Origin of the sequence: Paenibacillus sp. FSL M7-0420, assembly GCF_038002345.1 — a bacterium.
Lineage (GTDB): Bacteria > Bacillota > Bacilli > Paenibacillales > Paenibacillaceae > Paenibacillus_AQ.
Map to the genome: position 1 here is coordinate 675,543 of NZ_JBBOCJ010000001.1, position 23,174 is coordinate 698,716.

Below are 23,174 nucleotides of genomic sequence, written 5' to 3' on the forward strand. Positions count from 1 at the left end.
CTTGATAAAGGAAAGAAGGCCTGTAGAATACAGGAAGATTATGTCGAAACTTAGGAACCAGTGGCGATAGGCGCAGAGGTCATACGTTATTCATAATAGGGGAAGCTTTGTAGGCTCGACAAAATACATATTGAGGAGTGCTTCATTTGAAACTAAACATCCGCACCAAATTGTTGGGAGGCTTTCTGGTTATTGTAGCGTTACTTATATTTATCAGCGGGCTATCGATTATGAAAATGGCGGGCATGAACAGTAACTCTGTACAGATGCAGAGCTACAACTTTCCCGCGCTCGTCAATGTTGCCGAGATTCGGACGGAGCTGTATAAGCTGCGCGGTGATTTGTTCAAGCTTATCCTCGAAACCGATGATTCGGTGAAGGCGGAGATTCAGGCAGTTATTAAAGCGGATCAGGACAAGATTGCTGACCGGATGAAGGTCTATGGAGAGCTCGCACTGAATGCGGATCAACGGGCTGCGTTAGAGATCATTAAGCAGAGCGTGGATAACTATAACCAATCTGTACCCAAAGTCAATGAACTGCTGGATAAAGATCAGAATACGCAGGCCTACGGCGTCTTAATCGATGCACTGCCTGATTTGCAGAAGGCTCAGGATACCGCCGATCTGGCCGTCAGTAATGTCATCCAAGGCGCAGATGACCGGATTGACTCCACGGTTGCCAGCTATAACTCCGGAAGATTGATGATCCTGGTCATCTCCAGCATTGCGGCAATTGCAGCCATTGTGCTTGGTGTCGTGATCTCGCAGGGCATCGTCGGTCCGGTATCCAAGCTGCTCGCTGCGATGGTCCGCATGGCAGGCGGTGACCTGAGGGAGGAGGTTGCGATCAAGAACCGGGATGAGTTTGGAAGGCTGGCCGCAGCAGCCAATGAGATGATTACCAGCCTGCGCAAGCTGATTGGCGGGACTGTCGAAGCGGCGCAAAGTGTCGCAGCCTCCTCTGAGGAAATATCGGCAACGACAGAAGAAATCGCCAGCGGCAGCCAATCCCAGGCTCAGGCGGCGCAAAATATCAATCAGCTGGTTCAGGATCTGACCCGGGGCATCGATGAGGTTGCGAAGAATGCCGAGCAGGCATCGGAGCTGTCCCTGCTGACGCGTCAGGGCGCTGAGGAGGGAAGCACTGCGGTCAGAGAATCCGGCCTCGGCATGAGCAATTTGTCGGAGAAGATGGAGCTGCTTGAGCAGGATTCCCAGAAGATCGGCGAGATTATCGAAGTGATTGATGAGATTGCCGAGCAGACCAATCTGCTGGCGCTCAATGCAGCGATTGAGGCCGCGCGTGCCGGCGAGCAGGGACGGGGCTTCGCCGTTGTCGCCGATGAGGTCCGCAAGCTGGCTGAACGGAGCAGTGAAGCTACCAAACAGATTGCCCTGATCATCCGGGTGATGCAGAAGAATACGGTTCTGAGTGTGCAGGCTGTTAGTGACGTATCGGTCCTGTCCGAGCGCACAGAGCGGCTGATCGACGATATCGTTAGCCGGATCAATGATACTGCCCAACAGATTACAGGCATCGCTGCGGCTTGTGAGGAACAGGCGGCGCAGACGAACGGGGTGCTGCTCTCGATTGAATCCATTGCGGCTGGAAGCCAGGAGTCTGCTGCCGCCGCCGAGGAGACGGCCTCCTCTTCGCAAATGCTCGCCTCCTTGGCGGATGAACTGAATAGCTCGGTGTCGGTGTTCAGATTGTAGAGGGGGAGTAAGCCATGCTGGCTGCACGAACGGAGCAGTACATCATCTTCCGGCTGGTACAGGAGAAGCTGGCCATCGCTATCCGGGAGATTGATGAGATTATCAAGATGGAGCCTATCACAGCCGTGCCTAACAGCAAGTCTTTTATTAAGGGCGTGATTAATTTACGCGGCAAAATTATACCGGTGATCAGTCTGTGCAGGCGGTTTGGCCTGGCAGAATCTCCACCGGATGCCCGGTCAAGGATCGTAGTGGTGCATTATCGGCAGGAGGCCATAGGGATTATGGTGGATTCCGTAGAGAAGGTGGCTTCCTTTCATGAGGTGGAACCTCCTCTGGAGTCCCATGAAGTGCAGGGAATGCAGTACATGGACGGGATCGGCATATGTGCTGAGGAGCTGATCAGCATTCTGAACATCGGGCGTCTGCTAAGTGACGGGTGAAGGCTAACGCATGAAGGCGGGGAGGAGAACAGAAATGAACGAGTTTCATAATAGGGTATATTTGGGCGTTTTTCTGGATGAAATGGACGAGCAGCTGCGGTATTTGGATGAGGCCCTGCTCATGCTGGAGAGCAAAGGGTATCAGAATGACCTTATTCAGAGGATCTTCCGGGTCGCACATACGCTCAAGGGTTCATCCGCGGTCATGGGATTTAAGCAGCTTAACCGGCTGACGCATCAGATGGAAAGTGTGTTAGAGCTGCTCAGGGGCAGACAGCTGGATGTAACCTCCGAGTTATTGAACATTCTCTTTGACTGCGTAGATTTCATTAAGGAGCTTCGTCAATCCATTCTGAGCGGTGCACTGGAGGAGGGGGACATCTCAGAGCTATTGCGCCGGTTAAAAGAGTTGCGGAAGACAGCAGCCGATTCGCCCGCTCCTGCTGGAGAGAGGCCTGCGCAGGGAGAAGCGGGGGCTGCGCCGGATATTATCTTCGATGATATCCGTAAAGAGCAGATCCAGGCAGCTATAGATCAAGGCTCTGCGGCAATGGCGGTTCATATTCAGCTTGCTGCTGAGGAGCCGATGAAATATGTCCGCGCGAAGCTCGTAGAAGCCAAGCTGCGGGAAACGGGCGAGGTGGTTGCCACCTTCCCCGAGCTGGAATCCCTCGAGAGGGATACGCAGTTCTCCGGTACTATTGCATATATTCTGCTTACGCAGCAGTCCCGGCAGGATATGATGGCCTGTCTGCAGGAAATCTCACAGATTGAAATTATACATACAGATCCTATTACAAAAGCAAACCTCGACACCTTCACCGAAGGAAAAGAGGCTCAGAAAAATAACGGCTATGCGGCCCAGACTGTGCGTGTGGATGTGGAGCGGCTGGAGGGACTGCTGAATCTGGTAGGCGAGCTGATTATAGATAATACCAGGCTGCACAGTGTCCGTTCCAGATTAAGCGAGCAGTTCAAGAACAACAGTGATGTTCATCTGCTTAATGATATTGCAGGACATTTGAATATGGTCATCAGCGATCTTCAGGAGGGGATGATGAAGACCCGGATGCTGCCGATGGAGCATCTGTTCGGCCGCTTCCCCCGGATGATCCGGGATTTGGCGCAGAAGTCGGACAAGGAGATCGAGTTCATCATTGAGGGCAATGAGACCGAGCTGGACCGCAGCCTCATTGAGGAGATCAGCGATCCTCTGATCCATATTCTGCGCAACGCCGTGGACCATGGGCTGGAGTCGCCGGAAGAACGTGCAGCTTCGGGCAAGCCGCGGAAAGGGACCATTACGCTGCGGGCAAGTCATCAAGGGAACATGATTGTGATTACGGTATCCGATGACGGCAGGGGCATTGATACCGGCAAGGTTAAAGAAGCCGCTGTGCGTAAAGGCTTCGTCACTACTGATGAAGTGAAGCGTATGACGGACAAAGAGCTGGTGATGCTGATTTTCCGCTCTGGCATCTCAACAGCCCGTACGGTCACAGATTTATCCGGCCGCGGAGTGGGCATGGATATTGTCAAAGCACATATAGAGAAATTAAATGGCGTTATAGATATTGAGACGGTTCCTAATCAGGGGAGTGTATTCACGATCAAGGTCCCGTTGACCCTTGCCATAATCCGCTCCCTGCTGGTGAAGCTGGGGAGCAGCACCTTTGCCATTCCGCTAATTAATGTCATTGAAATATTTAGAATGAAGGCGGAGGATATTGTTACCATCCAGGGACGGGAGGTCTGCCAGTTCCGCGATCAGGTGCTTCCGCTTGTCCGTCTGCACCGTATGCTGCAAGTGGAGGAAGAGGAGCATACGGCAGACGGCCGGCTGTTCGTAGTCATTGTTGGATTCGCGGATAAACGGGTCTGTCTGGTAGTAGATCAGACGATCGGCAATCAGGAGATTGTCATCAAGTCACTGGGAAGTTACATAGGCAACGTTTCTTATATCGCAGGCTCAACCATACTTGGCGACGGCCGTGTGGCCCATATCCTGGATATAGGCTCGATTGCAAGGGAAACAGGCTCGGCCCACGATACACTGCTCCAAGAGAACACAGTTACGGCAGGGAATCAGGATAGTCAGAGCGGGAAATATATCACCTTCAAGCTGGAGAAGCTGGATTTCGGAATTCCGATCCGTCAAATGAAGGAGATTGTCCCCGTACCGGAGATTCATTCGCTGGTGTCCGCGCCGGCTCATATCCTGGGAATGATTAATCTGCGCGGACTGCTGTTCCCGGTCTATGACATACGGCCCAAGCTCGAAATGGGCTGGGGTGAACAGACGGCCGGCTCCCGGATTCTGATTTGCGAGGTGTCGGGACAGGAAGTAGGGATATGGGTGGATCAGGTGTCAGCGGTGCAACTGCTCGCAAGGGAGCACATGGATGAGGCGCCGGATCACATTCTCCAGAATCCAGAGGTGCTGGATGCCGTCTATAAAGACAACCGCCAGTTTATTCACTTGCTGAATTTGGAGAATATACTCGACCTGGACGCCTGCTGCACTACCGGTCCCGGATCACATGACCGATCCCTGGAGTGATCTCGCTGAAGCCGGCCATGTGGCGGGACTGATAGGGGATCGGCCGGGCACTGGCGGTCATGAGGATATTGCGCAGATCGGCGTTTCCTTCTGCCGGGAGGGCGAAAGTTCTGGTATATGGATACACTTCGCAGAGTGTGGTATGGATGGCACTGATGAAACGGTCATTGCCGCTGCGGCCCATCAGATTCATGATGAGCTGGCCGTGTCCGTTCAGCTTGGCACGGGTTAAGCGGAAGAACTCCAGCGTGGTGAAATGGGGCGGCGTCCCGGCAGCGGTGAAGGCATCAAGCAGGATGTAGTCATGGCCGCGTTCCGGCGCGGCTTCCAGCAGGCTGCGGCCGTCACCGATCAGGATGTTATCCTGCGTATAGCCAAAGCGGGTTCTGCTGTATTCCACCACCTTCGCATTCACCTCAGCCACCGTAAACTGCTTCTCTGCGAAATAACTGGCAATCGTACCAATCCCGTGTCCGATCAGGAAGACACGCTCGAAATGCGGATTGCCCGCCTCCATCAGATGGATCATGGCCCGGGGATACTCGAAGATCACCCGGCGCGGGTGGTCCAGATCCAGTGCGCCCTGAACAGCTTCCCCCGAGAATTGCAGCACCCGGAACCGTCCGGTCTCGCCATAAAGCTCGGTTGTATCGTAGACCTCGATGTCCTGAGAGTCGTGGTTAGTATGGGAGGGTGCGTGCAAGCGGATCAGACTCCTTCTGCAGATGGGATTCGTTACAACCTTCATAGTAACATAAAGCAGCCGCAGGAAGGACTTCCTGCGGCTGCTTGTATTACTCGGCGGCGGCTTAGGCTTACTTAATGCACCAGACTCTCCAGTTCAGGCTGCAGCTTGTGCCGCAGGGCGTACAGCATGGCGGCACCGACCAGGAAGGCAGCGGCATCGGCAATGACCAGCGACCATACCACGCCATGGAAGCCGTTCATCCGGTTGGCGAAGTAGAGTACAGGAATCAGTGTGACCCCTTGAATAATCGACATTACGAACGCGGCCGTTCCCTGCGCGGTGGCCTGGAAGATCCCCATGAACAAGGTGGTCAGCCCTGAAATGAATAAGGACAAGAAGGTGACATGCAGAATATAGCTGCCCATTTCAATCATTTGCGGGTCCCGTGTGAACAGACCGATCAGATGGTCGGAGATCAGATAGACGACGATACCGAATACGGCAGCCATGGCGGCCATCGCTTTTACTGTGAATCCGATCGTATGCTTCATGCGCAGCTTATCCGCTGTAAATGAGAAGGCAATGAGCGGCACCACTCCCTCGCATAATCCCATCAGAATAAACTCGGGGAACTGCAGTAATCTTGAGGATATCCCGTAAGCGGCCACAGCCGAATCCCCATATTCGATCAGGAAGAGATTGAAGATCAGCGACATGGCTCCCAGAAAGACACTCATGATGAAGACCGGAACGCCGATTTTGAATACATTGCTTAAGATATCCTTGGTGGCCTTGAACCATTTGAAGGAGACCGTCAGGAATTGGCTTTTGTAGCCCATGTGGAAGGCATAGTAGGCACTCGCAACCATGTTGGCAACAACCGTTGCCGACGCTACGCCAATTACACCCCAGTGGAGCACGAAGATGACAAATGCATCGAGCAGGATATTAACCACCACGCTGAGCATCATACCGATCATGGAGACGATGGCTGCACCCTCGGAGCGGACCATATTCTCCAGTGTAAAGAACAAGACGACAAACGGTGCGCCAATCAGCATGATTGTGACATAATCCTTCGTGAATTCATAGGAATCCGGCGTTGCTCCCAGACTGTGAAGGATAGGGCCGATTAGCGGCAGACCTACCGCCATCACAAGGAGGCCAAGCAAGAGACTACTGTAAAAGGCGAAGGAAGACACTTGCTTGACTTCATCATATTTGTGCTCACCAAGCAGCCGCGAGATGTAGGTGCCACTGCCGATGCCCACCAGATTGCCCAGCGCCATAATGATGGCGAACAGCGGCAGGGTCAGGGCGAGTGCGGTCAGCATGGCCGTATTGTGGAGAGTGCCCAGGAAATAGGCATTCAGAATCGAATAGATGACGTTCATGGAGGTGCCTAACATCATGGGCACGGCGAAATGGGCGACGGCTTTGGTGATGGGTGCTTTTTCAAAATAATAAAGGTTTTCGGTATCCATTAGGGATCACTTCTTTCACTGATTTTTGTTAATCTAACGGCGTTAGATTGAACCTTACAGTGTTAGATGATATCATGAACCTAAGAGACTGTAAAGCATAAACTTACACTGTTAGATAAAAGGGCGGATAGCGATGAAAAAAGCACAACCTCAAATCTCGGAAGACCGGATTCTGGAAGCTTCGTGGGAGCTTCTCAGGGAGGGGGGGATCGAGAAATTCAGTATGCGGCGTCTGGCGGACCGGCTGGGGATTCAGGCTCCCTCGCTGTATTGGTATTTCAAGAGCAAACAGAATCTCTACCAGCGGCTGGCCAACCACATCTCCAGAGTCATCCTGGAGGAGCACCGCCCGGAGGGCGACTGGAAGGAGCAGCTGACAGACTTTGCGGTAACGGTACGGAGTGTGCTCAGCCGGTATTCCTGCTCTACGCAGCTTATGATGATGACGCTGCCCCACGAGCCGGACATTATCCGGTTCAACAACCGGATGCTGCACTGTGTGGAATCCACGCCGCTTGAGGAGGCGCAGAAGGTGCAGGTGGTCACTACACTTGTGAACTTCGTGTTCTTCTTCGTGCTGGATGATTATGAGCATGAGCGTAATGTCGCCATGATGGCTAAGGAACAGCAGGAGCCTCCGGGCGAGGAACTGCTCCGCCTGATGGACTCCATGAGCGAGAAGGAGGTTGGGTTGTTCCAGAGGATGTTCAAGAACGGACTGTTCGAGCTGCTTGGGACCGATGGGGCCTTTGAATTCGGCCTGAGGCTGATTCTGCTCGGGACGGAGCAGGTGATTAAGGAGCATGAAGAGCAGCAGAAGCAGAAGTAAGTTGGGTCGGGTCTGATAATAATTAAGATAACAAAAATAACAAATGGCTCTTCGGCAATTCGAGTTAATTTCGCTGGTAGGGGCTTTATCAAGATTAGATATGCATTTGGCAGGTTCGAGGAGTTGTTCATTTTGTTTTTATTATAGCTGCTTTGAATATTGTTATTGCTAACGTTATTATAACAAAATATAATGGGGTTAGCTAAGCGCCGGAATGCGCAAAAACAGTATAGGAGGAACTATGAAACAACTACAAATCGACCTGTCGAACTGGGAATTCAGAGCCTGCGGAGATGAAGAATGGCTTACGGCTGCTGTACCGGGAACGGTGCATACGGATCTGCTGCGCAATGGCGTTATCGATCAGCCCTTCTATGGAACGAATGAACATGAGCTGCAATGGATTGATAAAAAGGACTGGGAATACAGAACAGGATTTGTATTAGAAGAGATATGGCAGACGCTGGCGGTAACTGAGCTGGTGTTCGCCGGGCTGGATACGTATGCCGATGTGTATGTGAACGGCGTGCACGCCTTGTCCGCAGACAATATGTTCCTGTCCTGGACCGTGAATGTGAAGGGTCTGCTGCGGGCGGGTGAGAATGAGATCCGCATCGTTTTCCGCTCGGTGGTGACGGAGGATCTGCCGAAGCTGGCGGCGCTGGGCTACGATCTGCCTGCGCCGAATGACCAGTCTGAGTTAGGTGGCCTTCAGGAGCAGCGGATCAGCGTATTTGCCCGCAAAGCACCGTATCACTACGGCTGGGATTGGGGCCCGCGATTCCTGACCAGCGGGATCTGGCGGGAAGCTGTGCTGACAGGCCGGGATGTTGCGGCGATTGAGGATCTGTACATTCGCCAGCATGAGGTGAATGAGCAGGAGGCCCGGCTAACGGCCGTGATTGAAGCAGACGCCCCGGAAGCATGGAGCGGCCTGTTGCGGGTGAGTGCCGGAGGGCAGGAATGGATGAAGGCGGTTACGCTCACTCCGGGCAAGCAGACGCTAGAGCTTGAGCTGGTGATTGACCGCCCGCGTCTGTGGTGGTGCAACGGCTTGGGCAAGCCGGAGCTGTACCTTTTCCGTGCAGAGCTGCTGCAAGGAGCGGATGCAGTAGCGGTATCGGAGGTAACGACGGGGCTTCGGGAAATTAAGCTGGTGCGTAAGCCGGATGCGCAGGGGGCGTCGTTCCATTTTGAGCTGAACGGGGTGCCGGTCTTCGCCAAGGGTGCCAATCATATCCCGAACGACAGCTTCATCACGGAGGTTACGGAGGAACGTTACCGCCATGAGATTGCCACGGCCGTGGAATCCAATATGAATATGCTGCGGGTGTGGGGCGGCGGCTTCTATGAAGAAGAAGTGTTCTACCGGCTGTGTGATGAGTACGGGCTGCTGGTCTGGCAGGACTTCATGTTCGCCTGCAGCATGTACCCGGGCGATGAGGCATTCCTGAATAATGTCCGCGCAGAAGCGGTATATAATGTCCGCAGATTGCGTAACCACCCTTGTATCGCGCTCTGGTGCGGGAACAATGAGATTGACTCGGCCTGGTCCCAGTATGAGGAGAATATGGGCTGGGGCTGGAAGGAGAAGCTGAATGCTGAGATTCGCCAGAGCTTATGGACTGCCTATGAGGAAATCTTCCACCGGATTCTGCCGGAAGCCGTGGCTGCGAACCATCTCGGTATGGATTACTGGCCGTCCTCGCCGCTGCGCGAACTCACAGGTGGTCAGGATCAGCATGCGACGCGGATTATGGGTGACGGGGATATCCACTACTGGGGCGTCTGGCACGCCAAGGAGCCGTTCGAGAACTATAATCTCAAGGTGGGCCGCTTCATGAGCGAATACGGCTTCCAGTCCTTCCCGGAGCTGAAGTCGGTGCTGAGCTATGCAGAGGAAGAGGAGCTGGCGCTGGAATCGAAGGTAATGCTGGCCCATCAGAAGAACGGATCGGGCAATCAGCTGATTAAGGAATATATGGATATGTACCTGCCGCAGCCGAAGGATTTCCGGGGCTTCCTGTACATGAGCCAGGTGCTTCAGGCCGAGGCGATCCGCATGGCTATGGAGAGTCACCGCCGCAACAAGCCTTATTGCATGGGCACGCTGTACTGGCAGATGAATGACTGCTGGCCGGTAGCCTCCTGGGCGGGCATGGATTATTACGGGCGCTGGAAGGCGCTGCAATATACGGTGCGCCGCAGCTTCCAGGAGGTGCTGCTGTCTGTAGACAGCACAGACGGGGAGAGCGTCAAGGTCTATGGGGTGTCTGACCGGCGGGAGGCGTTGGACGCAGAGCTGGTTCTGCGGCTGCATGATATCAGCGGCGTGCTGTTGCGCGAATGGTCGCAGCCGGTAACCCTTGCTGCAGATTCGTCGGCTGTGGTCTTCACACTGCCGCTGGCCGAAGTGTTGGAGGGCCGTGAACCGGCTCAGGTGCTGCTGATAGCTTCCCTGCTGGAGAGCGGGCAGGTGGTGCAGGCGGAGCTTGTGCCAGGGCAGGAGCAGGAGCCGGGGACGGAGACAAGGCAAGTGCTGGAGCAAGGACCGGAGACAGGGCAGGTGCTGGAGCAAGGACCGAAGACAGGGCAAGTGCTGGAGCGTAAGGAGCATTACTTCGCGGCCGCCAAGGATATTCCGCTGAGCCAGCCGGTCATTACGGTGACCGAGGTGCCGGGAAGCGGCGGGCAGAGCTTCACGCTGAGCAGCGATGTGCTGGCGCGGGGCGTGCATCTCACTTTAGAAGAAGAAGGCATCTTCTCCGATAATTACTTCGATCTGCTGCCTGGCGAGCCGAAGACGGTGGAGTTCTCGATTCGGGGCGGGAGCAGCGGCGGAGGGGCAGACTTCACCCCTGCCGCGCCGATAGGACTCGTAGTCCGCTCGATGGCGGATTATATCTAGGGGTGGTAACGGCTTGCGGACTGACATGACCTTATTTGCTGCTAAACTAACCTGATTTCTGTTCTTACGGACTCAGAAGACCTTATTGTCTTCCCGGCTGGCTGTTTCAAGGCGAAATCATACGAATAAGGGCCTCTGAGTCCGATTACAGGGCAAAAGTGGCTATATACGCGAAATAGCGGATTCTCTGTCCGCATGGGAATCATAATTCGGTATAATGAACATTATGCTTCGGTAAAATCAAACAAACAGCGGTCCTCCAATGACGGGGGACCGCTGTTTGTTGGCTACGGCCGCCTTCAGGCCGGTTCGATAAACATCTCACCCAGGATCTGCCGGGTGCGGTAAGCATGCTCGGGAAGTGCAGCGGCGGTGAAGGCCTCCACCTCATCCTGCCCGATATCGTACATGGCTTCAATTTCTCTGGAGAAGAGAAGATGTCCTTCGGCCAGCAGCTCCGGCATAGCCGGGAGAGCAGCAGGAGCAAGCGGCTCAGGAATAAGCTGCTGCAAGGCATCTACGTAGTTTTGCAAGGTACGGGACCCGACCAGCTTGATGCCTTGGTTCTCTTCATTGACCATGACAAGGGTCGGGAAGCCGCGTACGCCGAGCTGGGCCACCTTCTGAAAATCCTCCTCCAGCAGCTCTTGCGCCGCTTCCAGTCCTGCGGCCTGGACGATCTCTGCGCCGGGTAATCCCAGACTATTCACAATATCCGCGAGGACCTCGTCTTCTCCGATATTCCGGTTGAAGACGAAGACGGCTTCTCTGGCACTCCGCAAGTAGGCCAGTTCCTTCCCCGGATGTCTCTGCTGGATAACCTTGAATACTCTGGAGGGCGGATAAGAGGACATGACCGGATTGTTCAGCCATAGGGTGCCGTCAATGGGCATGCGGTAATGCGCCCCGACTTCCTTCCAGTGCCCCGCTACATCGGCTGGCTGCTGTATTCCATTTGCCTTGTCAGCAAAGCCATTCCAACCGGCTAATAACCCGCCCATTAGGGGCTGTAGATCAAAGTACTTGTTATATTGCTGAATAAACCGGTTCAGGGTAGGCTCGATGGCCCAGCAGTGTGAACAGATCGGATCAGTAGCATAATAGAGAGTAACTTTGGGCTGCTGCGGATTGAAATCTATAATTTGTGTATGCTCCTCGTCGCTTACCCCGCATACCCCTGTCTTCAGATCACAGATCATAGGATTTGAATTCATAGCTGTTTACCTCACATTCTTTTTTATAATATCCGTTACCAGTTGTAGTATGATTATAATATCTGGAATCAGATTAACAAGTACTATTGTTTTTAATACCTGGTATATAAAATATACTAATGGAGGAATCACCTATGAAATATGAGGTTGACTTAACGCAAATGTGCCCAGCCACCTTTGCTTTTCATGTCATCGGCGGGAAGTGGAATCTGCCTATCCTCGCTTTGCTGAGCGAAGAGGGGCCGATCCGGTATAACGAACTAAAAAGAAGGCTGCACGGCATCACCGGAACCACGTTAACGAACAGTCTCAAGGACCTTATCGACTACGGCATTATCCATCGCGAGCAATATCCTGAGGTGCCTCCGCGCGTCGAGTATTCCCTGACCCCCTCCGGGCTGGAATTGGTTCCGCTAATTGAAGAGATTGTGGCCTGGGGAGCGAGTAACATTCATGCCTTAGGCGGACAGAAGGTATAGGATTTTTTTCCCGGTGAATCCGTTCCCTCCGGTTGACTTGCGTATGGCCCGCCCCTATGATGATAAATAATATGTAACATTAACGCTCGCACAAAGCTCGCACACAGAGGAGAGAAACAGCATGGCTATGGAGATTGAACGCAAATTCCTGCTGCCGGAATACCCGGAGCGGCTGATTGAAGAAGGACAGCTGAAGGTGCTGACCCGTCACAGTATTGACCAGACGTATCTTGCGATTGAGGACGGGCAGGAGCTGCGGGTGCGGAAGATCACGGATCTGGACACGGGTGAGGTAACTTACACGCATACGTTCAAGGATGGCAAGGGCATCAGCCGCCAGGAGATAGAATATTTCATTTCCGCAGGCTTGTATAACCAGATGATTGAGGCTGTGAAGGCGGTTCCGCTGGTCAAAACCCGCATTACAGGCGTATGGAACGGTACAACGGTGGAGATTGATCTCTACACCCAGCTGGAGCTTACGGTGCTTGAGGTTGAGTTCGATTCGCTGGAGGAGGCGGAAGGCTTCACAGCCCCTGAATGGTTTGGCCTGGATGTCAGCACAGAGAAGAAGTACAGCAACAAAACTGTCTGGAAAGAGCTTCAGGGCAAATAGCCCCGGTGAGCCTTAATCTTATAGAATCAGCGGACTTTAACGCGTAAACGTGGTACTATGTACAGTAAATAAAGAGGGGTTCAGGAGGATGAGACGGGTATGGAGTATATAAGCACAAGAGGCAAGGTAGCGGCCAGAGGCTTTATTGATACGGTTCTGATGGGGCTGGCGGATGACGGCGGGCTCATGGTGCCGGCTGAGATTCCGGTGATTTCCCCGGAGAAGCTGGAGGAATGGAGAAGCCTGAGCTTTCAGGAGCTGTTCCTTGAGATTTTCTCCTACTATACCAATGACGAAATTCCTTATGAGGATCTGCGCTCGATGGTCTACACCAGCTATGGCAGTTTCCGCGCTCCGGAAGTTACGCCGTTGCACCGGGTGAACGATTCTCTATACGTGCTGGAGCTGTTCCACGGGCCGACGTTTGCCTTCAAGGATGTGGCGCTGCAGTTCATGGGCGAGTTGTATTCCTACATTGCCAAGGTGCGCGGTGAAATCATCCATATTCTCGGGGCCACTTCCGGCGATACTGGTGCTGCGGCCATTCAGGGCGTTCGCGGCAAGGAAGGCATTAAGATCTGTATCCTTCATCCGCACGGCAAAGTCAGCAAGGTGCAGGAGCTGCAAATGACCACCGTAGATGACAGCAATGTGCTGAACCTGTCCGTAGAGGGCAACTTCGACGATTGCCAGAAGATTATCAAGGAGCTGTTCGCCGATCTCGACTTCAAGGGACGGTATCACCTGCGGGCGATTAACTCCATTAACTTCGTGCGCATTCTGGCGCAGACGGTCTATTATTTCCATGCGTATCTGCAGCTTCCGGGGAGCGATCAGAAGAAGGTCAATATCAGCGTGCCTTCGGGCAACTTCGGTAATATTTTCTCAGGCTTCCTGGCGCGGAAAATGGGTCTGCCGATCCACAAGCTGATCATCGCCACCAATGAGAACAACATCCTCGAACGGTTCGTGGTCACCGGCGAATACAAACCAGGCAGCTTCACAGGCACCTACAGCCCGTCGATGGATATCCAGGTGGCGAGCAACTTCGAACGCTATCTGTATTATCTGCTGGGCGAGGATGCGGATAAGCTGTCCGGGTACATGGCAGCCTTGCAGAGCAAGGGTGCGATTACGGTGGACGGCGAGCTGCTGGCCCGGGTACAGGCGGATTTCTCCGCGCTGGGCGTGAAGAATGCACATTGTCTGGAGATCATCAGCAAGTACCAGCAGGAATCCGGCTATCTGCTCGACCCGCATACGGCATGTGGCGTAGCCGCATATGAGAAATTCAGCGCTCCTGATGAGATAAGCATTGCTTACGCTACAGCGCATCCGGCCAAGTTCGACGAGGCGATTGCCTTGACCGGCATCAAGCAGGAGTTCCCGGCTCAGATCTCGGCCCTGTTCGAGCAGCCGCAGCATCAGGTCGTGGTCGATCATGATAAGGCGGAGATCGTGCGCCAGCTTGTAGCTTTTTACGGGTAAAATAGGTGCGTGTCCAGTGGGGCCCGCGCAGGATGAAGACAGCCCCCGCCGGGATGAGCGGGGGCTGTTTGCTGTCGCTCGTATTGTGGAACACTGGATAGTACGTGCGCTGTCCGCTGTAGTTAGTATTGTGGAACACTGGATAGTACGTGCGCTGTTCGCTGTCGCTCGTATTGTGGGACACTGGATAGTAGGCGCGCTGTCCGCTGTAGTTCGTACTGTGGAACACTGGATAGTACGTGCGCTGTCCGCTGGAAGCCAATCAGATGTGAATTTGTGAGAAGGACGTTAACTAATCGCTTACTGATGGGTTTGCTGTGCCCTGGTGAAGGTGCGAGTGGGATGCTGAGTTGTAATCTGTACAACTAAATCGCCTGTTGTGCCGCCGAATATCCGTTTAGCTGTATTTGGTACAACTAAAATATCTCTATACCTTGGTTCTCACTCCTTCGGGCAGATTTTAGTTGTACAGACTACAGTTAGAAGAGGAAATCCTTCGTGTTTCCTGTTTTTAATCGCACAGACTACAACTATCTCCAACTGTTCGCTCGGTGCACAGCCGACTGTCCATCGTCATTGCGCTCTGCTCATCGCTCACCGCCCCGCTGCCCCATACCCACCGCCCACTGCGCCTGCCTTCGCCAGTCAGTCGGGTGATTGCATTATGTGCAATAGAAAGTCCCAAAAACACCTCTAAATTTGAGTCTGTTGTATTTCATACAGTAGATTTATGGGGTGAGGGCTGTTACAGGCCCAAACTCCAGATTCTACTGTACAAAATACAGCAGAATGGCAAAACAGGAGGTTTACACCGGATTCTAGTGTACAAAATACAATTGCTGGCTCCAGCGGGATGGGCGATGACCTGCCTGGAGGTGAGGCATGGTTCCAGCGGGAGGGGCGATGACCTGCCTGGAGGTGAGGCATGGCTCTGCTGAAGGTGATGGATCGGCGAATCGTTCCAGGTTGGTAGGGTTTCATCTCCGATTGGCCGGACCATGCACCATTGCCACCATGTACGAATGGACCAAGGGACATTGGACGCAGGGAGCCTATTCTCAGGTGCTTTTTTTCACAATCGAAATCTAGCGGAATTTGTCGGAAATTACGGTATATAAGTGGACATACCTATCATGGAATGAGAAAATAGCAGTTATAGCTTATATTTCAAGTGGACACGGCTTTGCTGTCCTTTTTTAAGAACGGTACCGTTTCGGCGAGAAATAGAAGGATAATTTATAGCGTGAGAAACATATAAATTATATTTTGAAAAAGGACGGGATCATTCATGACTATTCGTTTCGGGGTTGTAGGGACTAACTGGATTACAGACCGCTTTGTGCAGGCGGGACTTGAGAATGAGGAGTTTCTGCTTACGGCCGTGTATTCCCGTACAGAGGAGAAGGGACAGGCTTTTGCCGCCAAGTATGCCGGGGCTTCGATCTATACGGATCTGGAGGCGATGGTATCAAGCGCAGAGGTGGACGCGGTCTATATCGCCAGCCCCAACTCGATGCATGCGGAGCATTCATTGATCTGTCTGAACCATGGCAAGCATGTGATCTGTGAGAAGCCGGCGGCCTCCAACAGCCGGGAGCTGAAGGCGATGATTGAAGCAGCGCGCAGCAATGATGTGCTGTTCATGGAAGCGATGAAATCCACGTTCATGCCGAATTTTGGCGTGATCCGGGATAACTTATATAAGCTGGGTCAAGTCCGGCGCTACTTCGCAGGTTATTGTCAATACTCTTCGAGGTATGATGCTTACCGGCAGGGGACGGTGCTGAATGCGTTCAATCCTGAATATTCCAACGGCTCTCTGATGGATCTGGGGATCTATTGCTTATATCCGATGGTGGCTTTGTTCGGCAAGCCGGATTCGGTCAAGGCCGTTGGGCTGATGCTCGCCTCTGGTGTGGACGGGGAAGGCAGTATGGTCATGCGTTACCCGGACATGGATGCGGTGGTCATGCATTCCAAGATTGCCGATTCCTATCTGCCTGCTGAGATTCAGGGCGAGAACGGAACGATGGTGATCGACAAGATTAACCAGCCCTATCAGGTCAAAATCCACTACCGCGACGGAACCGTCGAGGAGCTTACGCTACCGCAGGTGTATGAGGCGATGTACTATGAGATTGAGGAGTTCATTCATCTGCTGAAGAGCGGGCAGCGGGAGAGCGCGACCAACAGCCACGCCAATTCCCTGGCGGTGGCAGAGCTGATGGAAGAGGCGAGAGCCCAGATTGGCCTGCGGTATGCTTCGGATCTCTAGCGTAACGGGCAGCCTGGCCTGCATTATATATTGAAATGGGGAGCGGAACTTGAAGACATTCAAAAAGGTATACATCGAGATCACAAGCGTCTGCAACCTGGCCTGCAGCTTCTGTCCGCCCACGGAGCGGCAGAAGAATTTCATGAAGCTGGAGACGTTCAACACCATTCTTGATGAGATCAAACCGCATAGCAATCATATCTATCTGCATGTCAAAGGCGAGCCGCTGCTGCATCCGAAGCTGGGCGAGCTGCTGGATGCCGCGCATGCCAAGGGCTTCAAGGTCAATATTACGACCAACGGCACGCTGATCCGTAAAGCGGGGCCGAAGCTGCTCGGCAAGCCGGCACTGCGGCAGATGAACTTCTCGCTGCACAGCTTCGACGGCCATGCAGGCTCGGAGAACCGTGAAGGTTATCTTACAGAGATCATCCAGTTCGTCCGGGAGATCTCTGCGCGCGGCGTCATTGTCTCGTTCCGGCTCTGGAATCTGACGGAGGACAACCGGACGAATCTGGAGAAGGAGCGCAACCGTGAGACACTGGCCCTGCTGGAGGAGTCCTTCGGACTGGGCTACAGGATCGAGGAGAAGGTCGTCCCCGGCAGCGGCGTGAAGATTGCCCCGCGTGTGTACCTGAACCAGGACCACGAGTTCAGATGGCCGGCGCTGCATGAGCCGGAGGATGACGGCAAGGGCTTCTGCCATGCGCTGCGCAGCCAGGCGGCGGTCCTGGTAGACGGCACCGTTGTGCCGTGCTGTCTGGATGGCGAAGGGGTGATCAACCTCGGCAATATTCATGAGCAGCCATTCTCCGAGATTGTCGAGGGGGAACGGGCGAATAATCTGTTCTATGGCTTCTCGCGGCGGGAAGCTGTTGAGGAGCTGTGCCGTAAATGCGGCTACCGGCAGCGGTTCGGCACCTAGCCGGAGCACGAGGCCGGAGTGGGTGCTGGTGTCGGTGCATACCGGCAAAGCAGCAGGGTGATGCTAGAGGGAAGATAGAAATATTTATAAGGCCGGATCATATGAAAAGAGGGAATAGATGCCTACTATACTTGTTGCAGACGACGATGCGAATATCCGCGAGCTTGTCTGCCTATTTCTGCGCAATGACGGATTCGATACCGCTGAAGCGGCAGACGGTCAAGAGGCGCTGGCGGTCTATGCCAGAACGCATGTGGATCTGGTCATCCTGGATATTATGATGCCGGTGATGGACGGCTGGGCGCTGTGCAAGGAGCTGCGCAGAGCAGACCCGGAGCTGCCGCTTTTAATGCTGACGGCGAAGGGGGAGACCTGGGAGAAGGTGAAGGGATTCGAGCTGGGAACCGATGATTATCTGACCAAGCCCTTTGATCCGCTGGAGCTGACGGTCCGGGTCAGAGCCTTGCTGAAGCGCTCGGGAATCGGCAAATCGCATACGATCCGTATAGGAGAGGTAACGCTGGACCGGCAGACCTACAAGGTGATGAACGGGACAGAAGCGCTGTCTCTGCCGCTTAAAGAGTTCGAGCTGCTGTATAAGCTGGCCGGAACACCGGGGCAGGTCTATACCCGCGAGCAGCTGATCGACCAGATCTGGGGTATTGATTACTCCGGGGATGACCGGACGATAGATGTACATATTAAGCGCCTGCGTGAACGGTTTGCGGCTTCGCCGGATTTTCGGATCGAGACTGTCCGCGGTCTGGGCTACCGGCTTGAGGTTACTGAATGATCAAGTCGTTATATACCCGTGTGGTTCTGACCTTTCTGGTATCGGTAATCGGAGGGACGGTGATCTCCTTCAATCTGGCAATCTGGCTGTACAAAGATGAATTGAACGAGAATTTGCAGGTTCCCTTGCTGCGCTTCGGACAAGATATCGTACGGATCTATAAGAGCTTTCCGCTGAACGAAGCCAACGAGTTCGTCGCAGGCATGAAGCAGCTTGAGACCTATCATGTGCGGATTTATGATGAGAACGGCGGGATTCAGTCTTATGGCAGTCCAGAAGGAATGAAGCTGGAGACCGTGACTGAAGAGCAGGTGAAGCAGGTGCTGGCAGGCAGGATCGTTCAGGTCAATCCGACAGGCATCTCCACCAGCCTCCTAGGGCTGCAATTAACTACGGATACGGGAAAAAAAGCATTGTTCGTAGAGCCTGTCGGCCCCCCTTCTTCCGCCTTTGTGCTGAAATGGCTGGTGTATTTCGTGGTGTATTCGCTGATCTCCGGCAGTCTTGTGATCTTGGTAGCGGCCATATTCGTGGTCCGGCCGATCAAGAAGCTGACCAACGCGACGCGCAGGATCGCAGCCGGGGACTTCAACGTGAAGCTGAATATCAAGCAAACGGGAGAGCTGGGTGCCCTCGCGCGCAGCTTCGAGGAGATGACACATGATCTGCAGCAGCTGGAACAGATGCGCCGTGACTTCGTGTCGAATGTATCTCATGAGGTGCAGTCTCCGCTGACCTCCATCTCCGGCTATGCCCTGGCGCTGAAGCAGATGAATATTCCTGAGAGCGAGCGGGGCCGCTATCTCGATATCATCATCGGGGAAGCCGAACGGATGTCCAAGATGAGCGACAGCCTGCTGAAGCTGAGCCTGCTGGAATCGCAGTCCCAGCAGCTCCGGTTCACCACCTTCAGCCTGGATGAACAGATCCGGCGCGTGATCGTTGCTCTTCAGCCGCAATGGTCGGCCCGGCGCATCAACTTCGATCTTCAGCTGACGGCTGCCACGCTCACCGCGGATTATGACCAATTGAACCAGGTCTGGACGAACCTGCTCGGGAACAGCATCAAATTCTCCGGGGAGGGGGGAGTGATTAGTGTGCATACGAGGCAAGATAATAAAAGTGTGACCGTTCGCGTATCCGACACCGGCATCGGGATCTCCCCCGAGGACCAGAAGCGGATCTTTGACCGCTTCTTCAAGGCGGACCGCTCCCACAGCCGGAAGTATACCGGCAGCGGGATGGGACTGGCGATCGTGAGGCAGATCGTCCTGCTGCATCATGGCGACATCCGGGTTACGAGCGAGCTTGGAGCGGGTACAAGCTTTATTGTAATCCTCCCGCTGAATACACCCGCAGATTAGATTATTGAGCCGATTCATCTTCCGTTCACATTACCGTCACGGGGAGTACATTTTCATTGTATAAGCTATCCTTAGCAATTGATTCAGTCAACACATTCGATTCATAAGGACAGGTGATCGTATAATGAAAAAAGGACTCAGAATCCTGCTTAAGTCTATAGCGGCATTGATGATTGTGATCGTATTGTTTTTTGCTGTAGTATTTGTGGTTAATATCATCAGCAGCAAATCGGAGCTGAAGAAGATTGAGCCGTACGGGCAGCTTGTGCCAGTCAATGGCAAGAAGATGAATGTACTCATCCAGGGATCGGGTGAGGAGACCGTGGTGCTGCTGACGGGGTATGGCACCGGGGCACCGGCGCTTGATTTCAAGCCGCTGGTAGACGAGCTGTCCCCCAATTACAAAGTAGCCGTGGTGGAGCCGTTCGGCTATGGCTTAAGTGACCGGACCGATAAGGAACGGACCTCGGACAATATCATCAGTGAGATTCATGAAGCGCTGCAGCAGCTGGGGATCAAACGTTACACGCTCATGGGTCATTCCATCGCCGGAATCTACGGGCTGGATTATGTGAACAAGTATAAGGATGAAGTGCAGGCCTTTGTAGGAATTGACAGCAGTGTGCCGACCCAAGGGGGCTTGGACGATAAAATACCGGTGGGGACGCTGAAGTTCCTCGACAAATCCGGCATTATGAGATTGTTCCAAAAGATTGGCCCCGACCCGTATGCTGGGCTTCCGTTCGACGAGCACACCAAGCAGCAGATGAAAATGATCGCCACAAAGAACTTAAACAATGACACTGTCATGAATGAGATCGACCATTTCAAGGAGAATTTTACAGCAGCCCAGGCGCTGGCCTTCCCTAAAGAGCTTCCGCTGCTGCTCTTCATACAGTCGAATAATACCGATGTGGAGGGCTGGATGAAGCTGCATGAGGAGCAGGTGAAGGATTCCGTGTACGGTAAGCTGGTGCCGCTCGAAGGCGGTCATTATCTGCACCATACATTGTCCAAAGAGATTGCCAAGGATTACAGGGAATTCATGGCAGGCGTGAAATGAGGGGAATCTGATTCCCGGCCAACTATCTGATACAATTGAATAAGAGCTCTTCGCAGCCGCAGGCTTCTATAATAGAAGCTTGCGGTTTGTTCCATTCTGCGGACACTCTGATTCAAACCTGAAGCACATGGGCTATTGTATATAGATTGCTATTACATAGGGAGGCATGCAAATGCTGAAATCATTACGGGCTATAGAGGCGTATCGTGAAGGAGGATGGCCTGCCGGAGAAGGCTATCCGTGGCTGGAGTACATCGTGCAGGCAGAGCAGACGATTGTGAACCTGGAGCGGGTAGAATCGCTACAGTCGCTTGCGCAGCAGAATCCGGTGCTGGATTATGTAGAGCGGAGTCTGCGGGTGCTGGACAGTCTGCCGCTGTCGTATTGGATCAAGGAGCTGGCCGAGGAGACGCTGATCTGGTCGGAGACGGCTAAGGGCGGGACTGTCCGGCAGCGGCGGAGCTGGCAGGAAGAGGGCATTAATATTTTCGTTCATAATATCGGCTCTGCGGAGTTGTACCGGCGCTATGCAGAAGGGTTGAAGCAGGACGATGCAGGCTCTGCGGAGAAGAGACGGGTCATACATACGCTGATCGAGACACATGGGTTGATTGGACAGCAAATCCGCGGCGAGGTTCCGCCTTCCGTCAATCTTCCGTTGTCTGGACTGGTGGAGCACGGCCTGCTGAGCGCAGAGGAGCTGGAGCGGCTGCTGTTCGCACTGAATCACTGCATCATTGCTGCGGTATCCCCGGAGCTGTGGCAGGAGGTCCGCCTGCAGGTCATGGAGCTGATTGCTGTAATTGCTTCAGGGCATCTGCAGCCTGAGGTCCCGATGAAGGAACGTCTGCGGAGAATGCGCGCCGGGTCCATTGCGCAGGGGGAGGATTACGAGACGGAGTGGGACGGGCTGGTGCAGGAGGGCTTCCTGCCTGCTGCGCTGGAGCCGCTGCGGCCTGCCACCTTCTGGTATGTGGAATCGGCGCTCCAGACCTTCTCGCTGGAGCAGTTCCTGAAGGTCATAAGTCTGGTGGCCGCCAGCAGCCCGATTCAGCTAAGCCATCTGAGCTTCGAAGCGGTCATGAACAGTATTCATTACGACTATAAGGGCAGCAAGAAGATCAACGTCTATAAGAAACGGATTATTGAGAAGTATCTCTCGGAGCTGAGCTGGGAGGAAATCTACAGCGGCGTGAAGCCTTCCGGCAGCAATCCGCATCTTACGCACAGGCTGCGGGGGAAGGAGCATCTGCCGGATACGCTGTTTTTCCAGTTCGAGTTCTCGGCGGCAGCGGAGAAGCTGATTGAGTTCTGTACAGAGGCCGAGAAGTCGGCGCTGTATGAACGGGCGGTCCTGCTGCTGTTCGACCTGTTCGATCTGCGGCGTGACGCCTTCGACCGCTTCCACAATGAGGATACTTACTTAAGCCAGATGAATGATACGGCTGACTATAAGGCAGTGATTCTGGACTACGTTACCGGACGGAAGGTGCTGGACATCGGCCCCGGCGGCGGGGTGCTGCTCGATCTGCTTGAGGAGCGGATGCCGGAGGTGGTGCCGGTAGGGATTGATATTTCCAGCAATGTGATCGAAGCGCTGCGGCAGCGCAAGCAGCGGGAGGACCGCCGCTGGGAGGTGCTCCAGGGCGATGCGCTGAATCTGAAGGATTATGTGGAGCCGGGCACGGTGGACACGGTGATTTTCTCATCCATTCTGCATGAGCTGTATTCCTATGTGCCGCTGGACGGCCGGAAGTTCAATCACGGCACGGTGGCGGCAGCCCTGACCAGTGCCTTCGAGGTATTGGCTGAAGGCGGTGCGATCATTATCCGCGACGGTATTATGAGCGAGCCGGAGGAACAGCAGCGCCGGGTACGGTTTCTGGAGGCGGACGGCATGGCGTGGCTGGAGCGGTACGCGAAGGATTTTGCCGGACGGAATATCCGTTATGAACAGCTGGGCGAACACGAGGTGCTGATGCCGGTGAACGATGCGATGGAATTCCTCTATACCTACACTTGGGGGGAGGAAGCCTACATTCATGAGGTGCAGGAGCAGTTCGGCTATTTCACACCCTCGCAGTACGCCGCATTCATTGAGCAGACGCTGGGGGACCGGGCCAGGATAGAGGTCTTCCGTCATTACCTGCAGGAGGGATACACGGAGGCGCTGGAGAGCAGAGTTGAGATCATGGATGAGAGTGGAGTGCAGGTAGGCTTGCCGGATAGCACTTGCTTTATCGTGATTCGTAAGGCGGGTTGAACAAAACAGGCTGTCCCTAGTCATCTCTGACTTACGGGACAGCCTGTTTTGTTAGGAGGAACAC

The 23,174-nt window shown here is 53.9% G+C and carries 18 protein-coding genes; 15 read left to right on the forward strand and 3 right to left on the reverse strand.

The genetic code is table 11. The features are described from left to right. Positions 1-146: 146 nt before the first annotated feature. From MKX51_RS02925 to MKX51_RS02935, 3 genes are read left to right on the forward strand one after another with little or no spacing between them, the layout of a single operon-like run. Complete coding sequence (locus MKX51_RS02925; RefSeq protein WP_340991137.1) at positions 147-1,718, forward strand: methyl-accepting chemotaxis protein; 1,572 nt, start codon at positions 147-149, stop codon at positions 1,716-1,718. Positions 1,719-1,732: 14 nt separating this feature from the next. Further along, positions 1,733-2,161, forward strand: coding sequence for a chemotaxis protein CheW (locus MKX51_RS02930; protein WP_340991138.1), 429 nt, complete (start codon positions 1,733-1,735; stop codon positions 2,159-2,161). 34 nt (positions 2,162-2,195) lie between these two features. Next, positions 2,196-4,721 (forward strand): chemotaxis protein CheA, encoded by a 2,526-nt coding sequence (locus MKX51_RS02935; protein ID WP_340991139.1) that lies wholly within the window; start codon positions 2,196-2,198, stop codon positions 4,719-4,721. Here MKX51_RS02935 and MKX51_RS02940 read toward each other — a convergent pair. Both MKX51_RS02940 and MKX51_RS02945 read right to left on the reverse strand, forming a co-directional pair. Further along, complete coding sequence (locus tag MKX51_RS02940; protein ID WP_445321979.1) at positions 4,684-5,469, reverse strand: spermidine synthase; 786 nt, start codon at positions 5,467-5,469, stop codon at positions 4,684-4,686. The two genes, MKX51_RS02935 and MKX51_RS02940, sit on opposite strands and share 38 nt — an antisense overlap. A 71-nt stretch (positions 5,470-5,540) precedes the next feature. Continuing rightward, positions 5,541-6,893 (reverse strand): MATE family efflux transporter, encoded by a 1,353-nt coding sequence (locus tag MKX51_RS02945; protein WP_340991141.1) that lies wholly within the window; start codon positions 6,891-6,893, stop codon positions 5,541-5,543. Positions 6,894-7,026: 133 nt separating this feature from the next. Here MKX51_RS02945 and MKX51_RS02950 point away from each other — a divergent pair, with 133 nt between their 5' ends. Together MKX51_RS02950 and MKX51_RS02955 are read left to right on the forward strand one after the other, a co-directional pair. After that, a complete protein-coding gene (locus MKX51_RS02950) occupies positions 7,027-7,722 on the forward strand; it encodes a TetR/AcrR family transcriptional regulator (RefSeq protein ID WP_340991142.1) in 696 nt (231 codons plus the stop codon). 241 nt (positions 7,723-7,963) lie between these two features. Next, the gene (locus tag MKX51_RS02955) at positions 7,964-10,630 is read left to right on the forward strand and encodes a beta-mannosidase (protein ID WP_340991143.1); all 2,667 of its coding nucleotides are present in this window, start codon (positions 7,964-7,966) and stop codon (positions 10,628-10,630) included. 299 nt (positions 10,631-10,929) lie between these two features. Here the strand turns inward: MKX51_RS02955 and MKX51_RS02960 are convergent, their stop codons facing one another. Next, positions 10,930-11,844 carry a DsbA family protein gene (locus MKX51_RS02960; RefSeq protein WP_340991144.1) on the reverse strand — a complete coding sequence of 305 codons (915 nt, stop codon included), beginning with the start codon at positions 11,842-11,844 and terminating at the stop codon, positions 10,930-10,932. A gap of 134 nt (positions 11,845-11,978) precedes the next feature. Here MKX51_RS02960 and MKX51_RS02965 point away from each other — a divergent pair, with 134 nt between their 5' ends. The 10 genes from MKX51_RS02965 to MKX51_RS03010 all read left to right on the forward strand — a co-directional run bounded on the left by MKX51_RS02965 (position 11,979) and on the right by MKX51_RS03010 (position 23,110). Then, positions 11,979-12,323: a winged helix-turn-helix transcriptional regulator gene (locus tag MKX51_RS02965; RefSeq protein ID WP_340991145.1), complete on the forward strand. Its 345-nt coding sequence runs from the start codon at positions 11,979-11,981 to the stop codon at positions 12,321-12,323. Positions 12,324-12,444: 121 nt separating this feature from the next. Beyond that, on the forward strand, positions 12,445-12,939 hold the full coding sequence (locus tag MKX51_RS02970) for a CYTH domain-containing protein (RefSeq protein ID WP_340991146.1): 495 nt from the start codon (positions 12,445-12,447) through the stop codon (positions 12,937-12,939). A gap of 99 nt (positions 12,940-13,038) precedes the next feature. Further along, on the forward strand, positions 13,039-14,427 hold the full coding sequence (gene thrC / locus MKX51_RS02975) for a threonine synthase (RefSeq protein ID WP_340991147.1): 1,389 nt from the start codon (positions 13,039-13,041) through the stop codon (positions 14,425-14,427). A 16-nt stretch (positions 14,428-14,443) separates the two neighbouring features. After that, entirely contained in the window at positions 14,444-14,707 is a 264-nt protein-coding gene (locus MKX51_RS02980) for a hypothetical protein (RefSeq protein ID WP_340991148.1), read from the forward strand. Between the two features lie 1,008 nt (positions 14,708-15,715). Beyond that, positions 15,716-16,702: a Gfo/Idh/MocA family protein gene (locus tag MKX51_RS02985; protein WP_036731252.1), complete on the forward strand. Its 987-nt coding sequence runs from the start codon at positions 15,716-15,718 to the stop codon at positions 16,700-16,702. 49 nt (positions 16,703-16,751) lie between these two features. Continuing rightward, positions 16,752-17,627 (forward strand): radical SAM/SPASM domain-containing protein, encoded by an 876-nt coding sequence (locus tag MKX51_RS02990; RefSeq protein WP_340991149.1) that lies wholly within the window; start codon positions 16,752-16,754, stop codon positions 17,625-17,627. Between the two features lie 118 nt (positions 17,628-17,745). Beyond that, positions 17,746-18,420: a response regulator transcription factor gene (locus MKX51_RS02995; protein WP_340991150.1), complete on the forward strand. Its 675-nt coding sequence runs from the start codon at positions 17,746-17,748 to the stop codon at positions 18,418-18,420. Then, positions 18,417-19,784 (forward strand): sensor histidine kinase, encoded by a 1,368-nt coding sequence (locus MKX51_RS03000; protein ID WP_340991151.1) that lies wholly within the window; start codon positions 18,417-18,419, stop codon positions 19,782-19,784. The genes MKX51_RS02995 and MKX51_RS03000 overlap by 4 nt, the downstream gene beginning before the upstream one ends. Before the next feature lie 124 nt (positions 19,785-19,908). After that, entirely contained in the window at positions 19,909-20,847 is a 939-nt protein-coding gene (locus MKX51_RS03005; protein ID WP_340991152.1) for an alpha/beta hydrolase, read from the forward strand. 172 nt (positions 20,848-21,019) lie between these two features. After that, complete coding sequence (locus MKX51_RS03010) at positions 21,020-23,110, forward strand: class I SAM-dependent methyltransferase (protein WP_340991153.1); 2,091 nt, start codon at positions 21,020-21,022, stop codon at positions 23,108-23,110. Positions 23,111-23,174 lie beyond the last annotated feature (64 nt).

What these genes read in the sequence shown, in the direction of transcription:
- MKX51_RS02930 (WP_340991138.1), top strand. Translation starts at nt 1,733, where the DNA reads ATGCTGGCTGCACGAACGGAGCAGTACATCATCTTCCGGCTGGTACAG.
- MKX51_RS02935 (WP_340991139.1), top strand. Translation starts at nt 2,196, where the DNA reads ATGAACGAGTTTCATAATAGGGTATATTTGGGCGTTTTTCTGGATGAA.
- MKX51_RS02940 (WP_445321979.1), bottom strand. Translation starts at nt 5,469, where the DNA reads ATGAAGGTTGTAACGAATCCCATCTGCAGAAGGAGTCTGATCCGCTTG.
- MKX51_RS02945 (WP_340991141.1), bottom strand. Translation starts at nt 6,893, where the DNA reads ATGGATACCGAAAACCTTTATTATTTTGAAAAAGCACCCATCACCAAA.
- MKX51_RS02950 (WP_340991142.1), top strand. Translation starts at nt 7,027, where the DNA reads ATGAAAAAAGCACAACCTCAAATCTCGGAAGACCGGATTCTGGAAGCT.
- MKX51_RS02955 (WP_340991143.1), top strand. Translation starts at nt 7,964, where the DNA reads ATGAAACAACTACAAATCGACCTGTCGAACTGGGAATTCAGAGCCTGC.
- MKX51_RS02960 (WP_340991144.1), bottom strand. Translation starts at nt 11,844, where the DNA reads ATGAATTCAAATCCTATGATCTGTGATCTGAAGACAGGGGTATGCGGG.
- MKX51_RS02965 (WP_340991145.1), top strand. Translation starts at nt 11,979, where the DNA reads ATGAAATATGAGGTTGACTTAACGCAAATGTGCCCAGCCACCTTTGCT.
- MKX51_RS02970 (WP_340991146.1), top strand. Translation starts at nt 12,445, where the DNA reads ATGGCTATGGAGATTGAACGCAAATTCCTGCTGCCGGAATACCCGGAG.
- thrC (WP_340991147.1), top strand. Translation starts at nt 13,039, where the DNA reads ATGGAGTATATAAGCACAAGAGGCAAGGTAGCGGCCAGAGGCTTTATT.
- MKX51_RS02985 (WP_036731252.1), top strand. Translation starts at nt 15,716, where the DNA reads ATGACTATTCGTTTCGGGGTTGTAGGGACTAACTGGATTACAGACCGC.
- MKX51_RS02995 (WP_340991150.1), top strand. Translation starts at nt 17,746, where the DNA reads ATGCCTACTATACTTGTTGCAGACGACGATGCGAATATCCGCGAGCTT.
- MKX51_RS03000 (WP_340991151.1), top strand. Translation starts at nt 18,417, where the DNA reads ATGATCAAGTCGTTATATACCCGTGTGGTTCTGACCTTTCTGGTATCG.
- MKX51_RS03005 (WP_340991152.1), top strand. Translation starts at nt 19,909, where the DNA reads ATGAAAAAAGGACTCAGAATCCTGCTTAAGTCTATAGCGGCATTGATG.
- MKX51_RS03010 (WP_340991153.1), top strand. Translation starts at nt 21,020, where the DNA reads ATGCTGAAATCATTACGGGCTATAGAGGCGTATCGTGAAGGAGGATGG.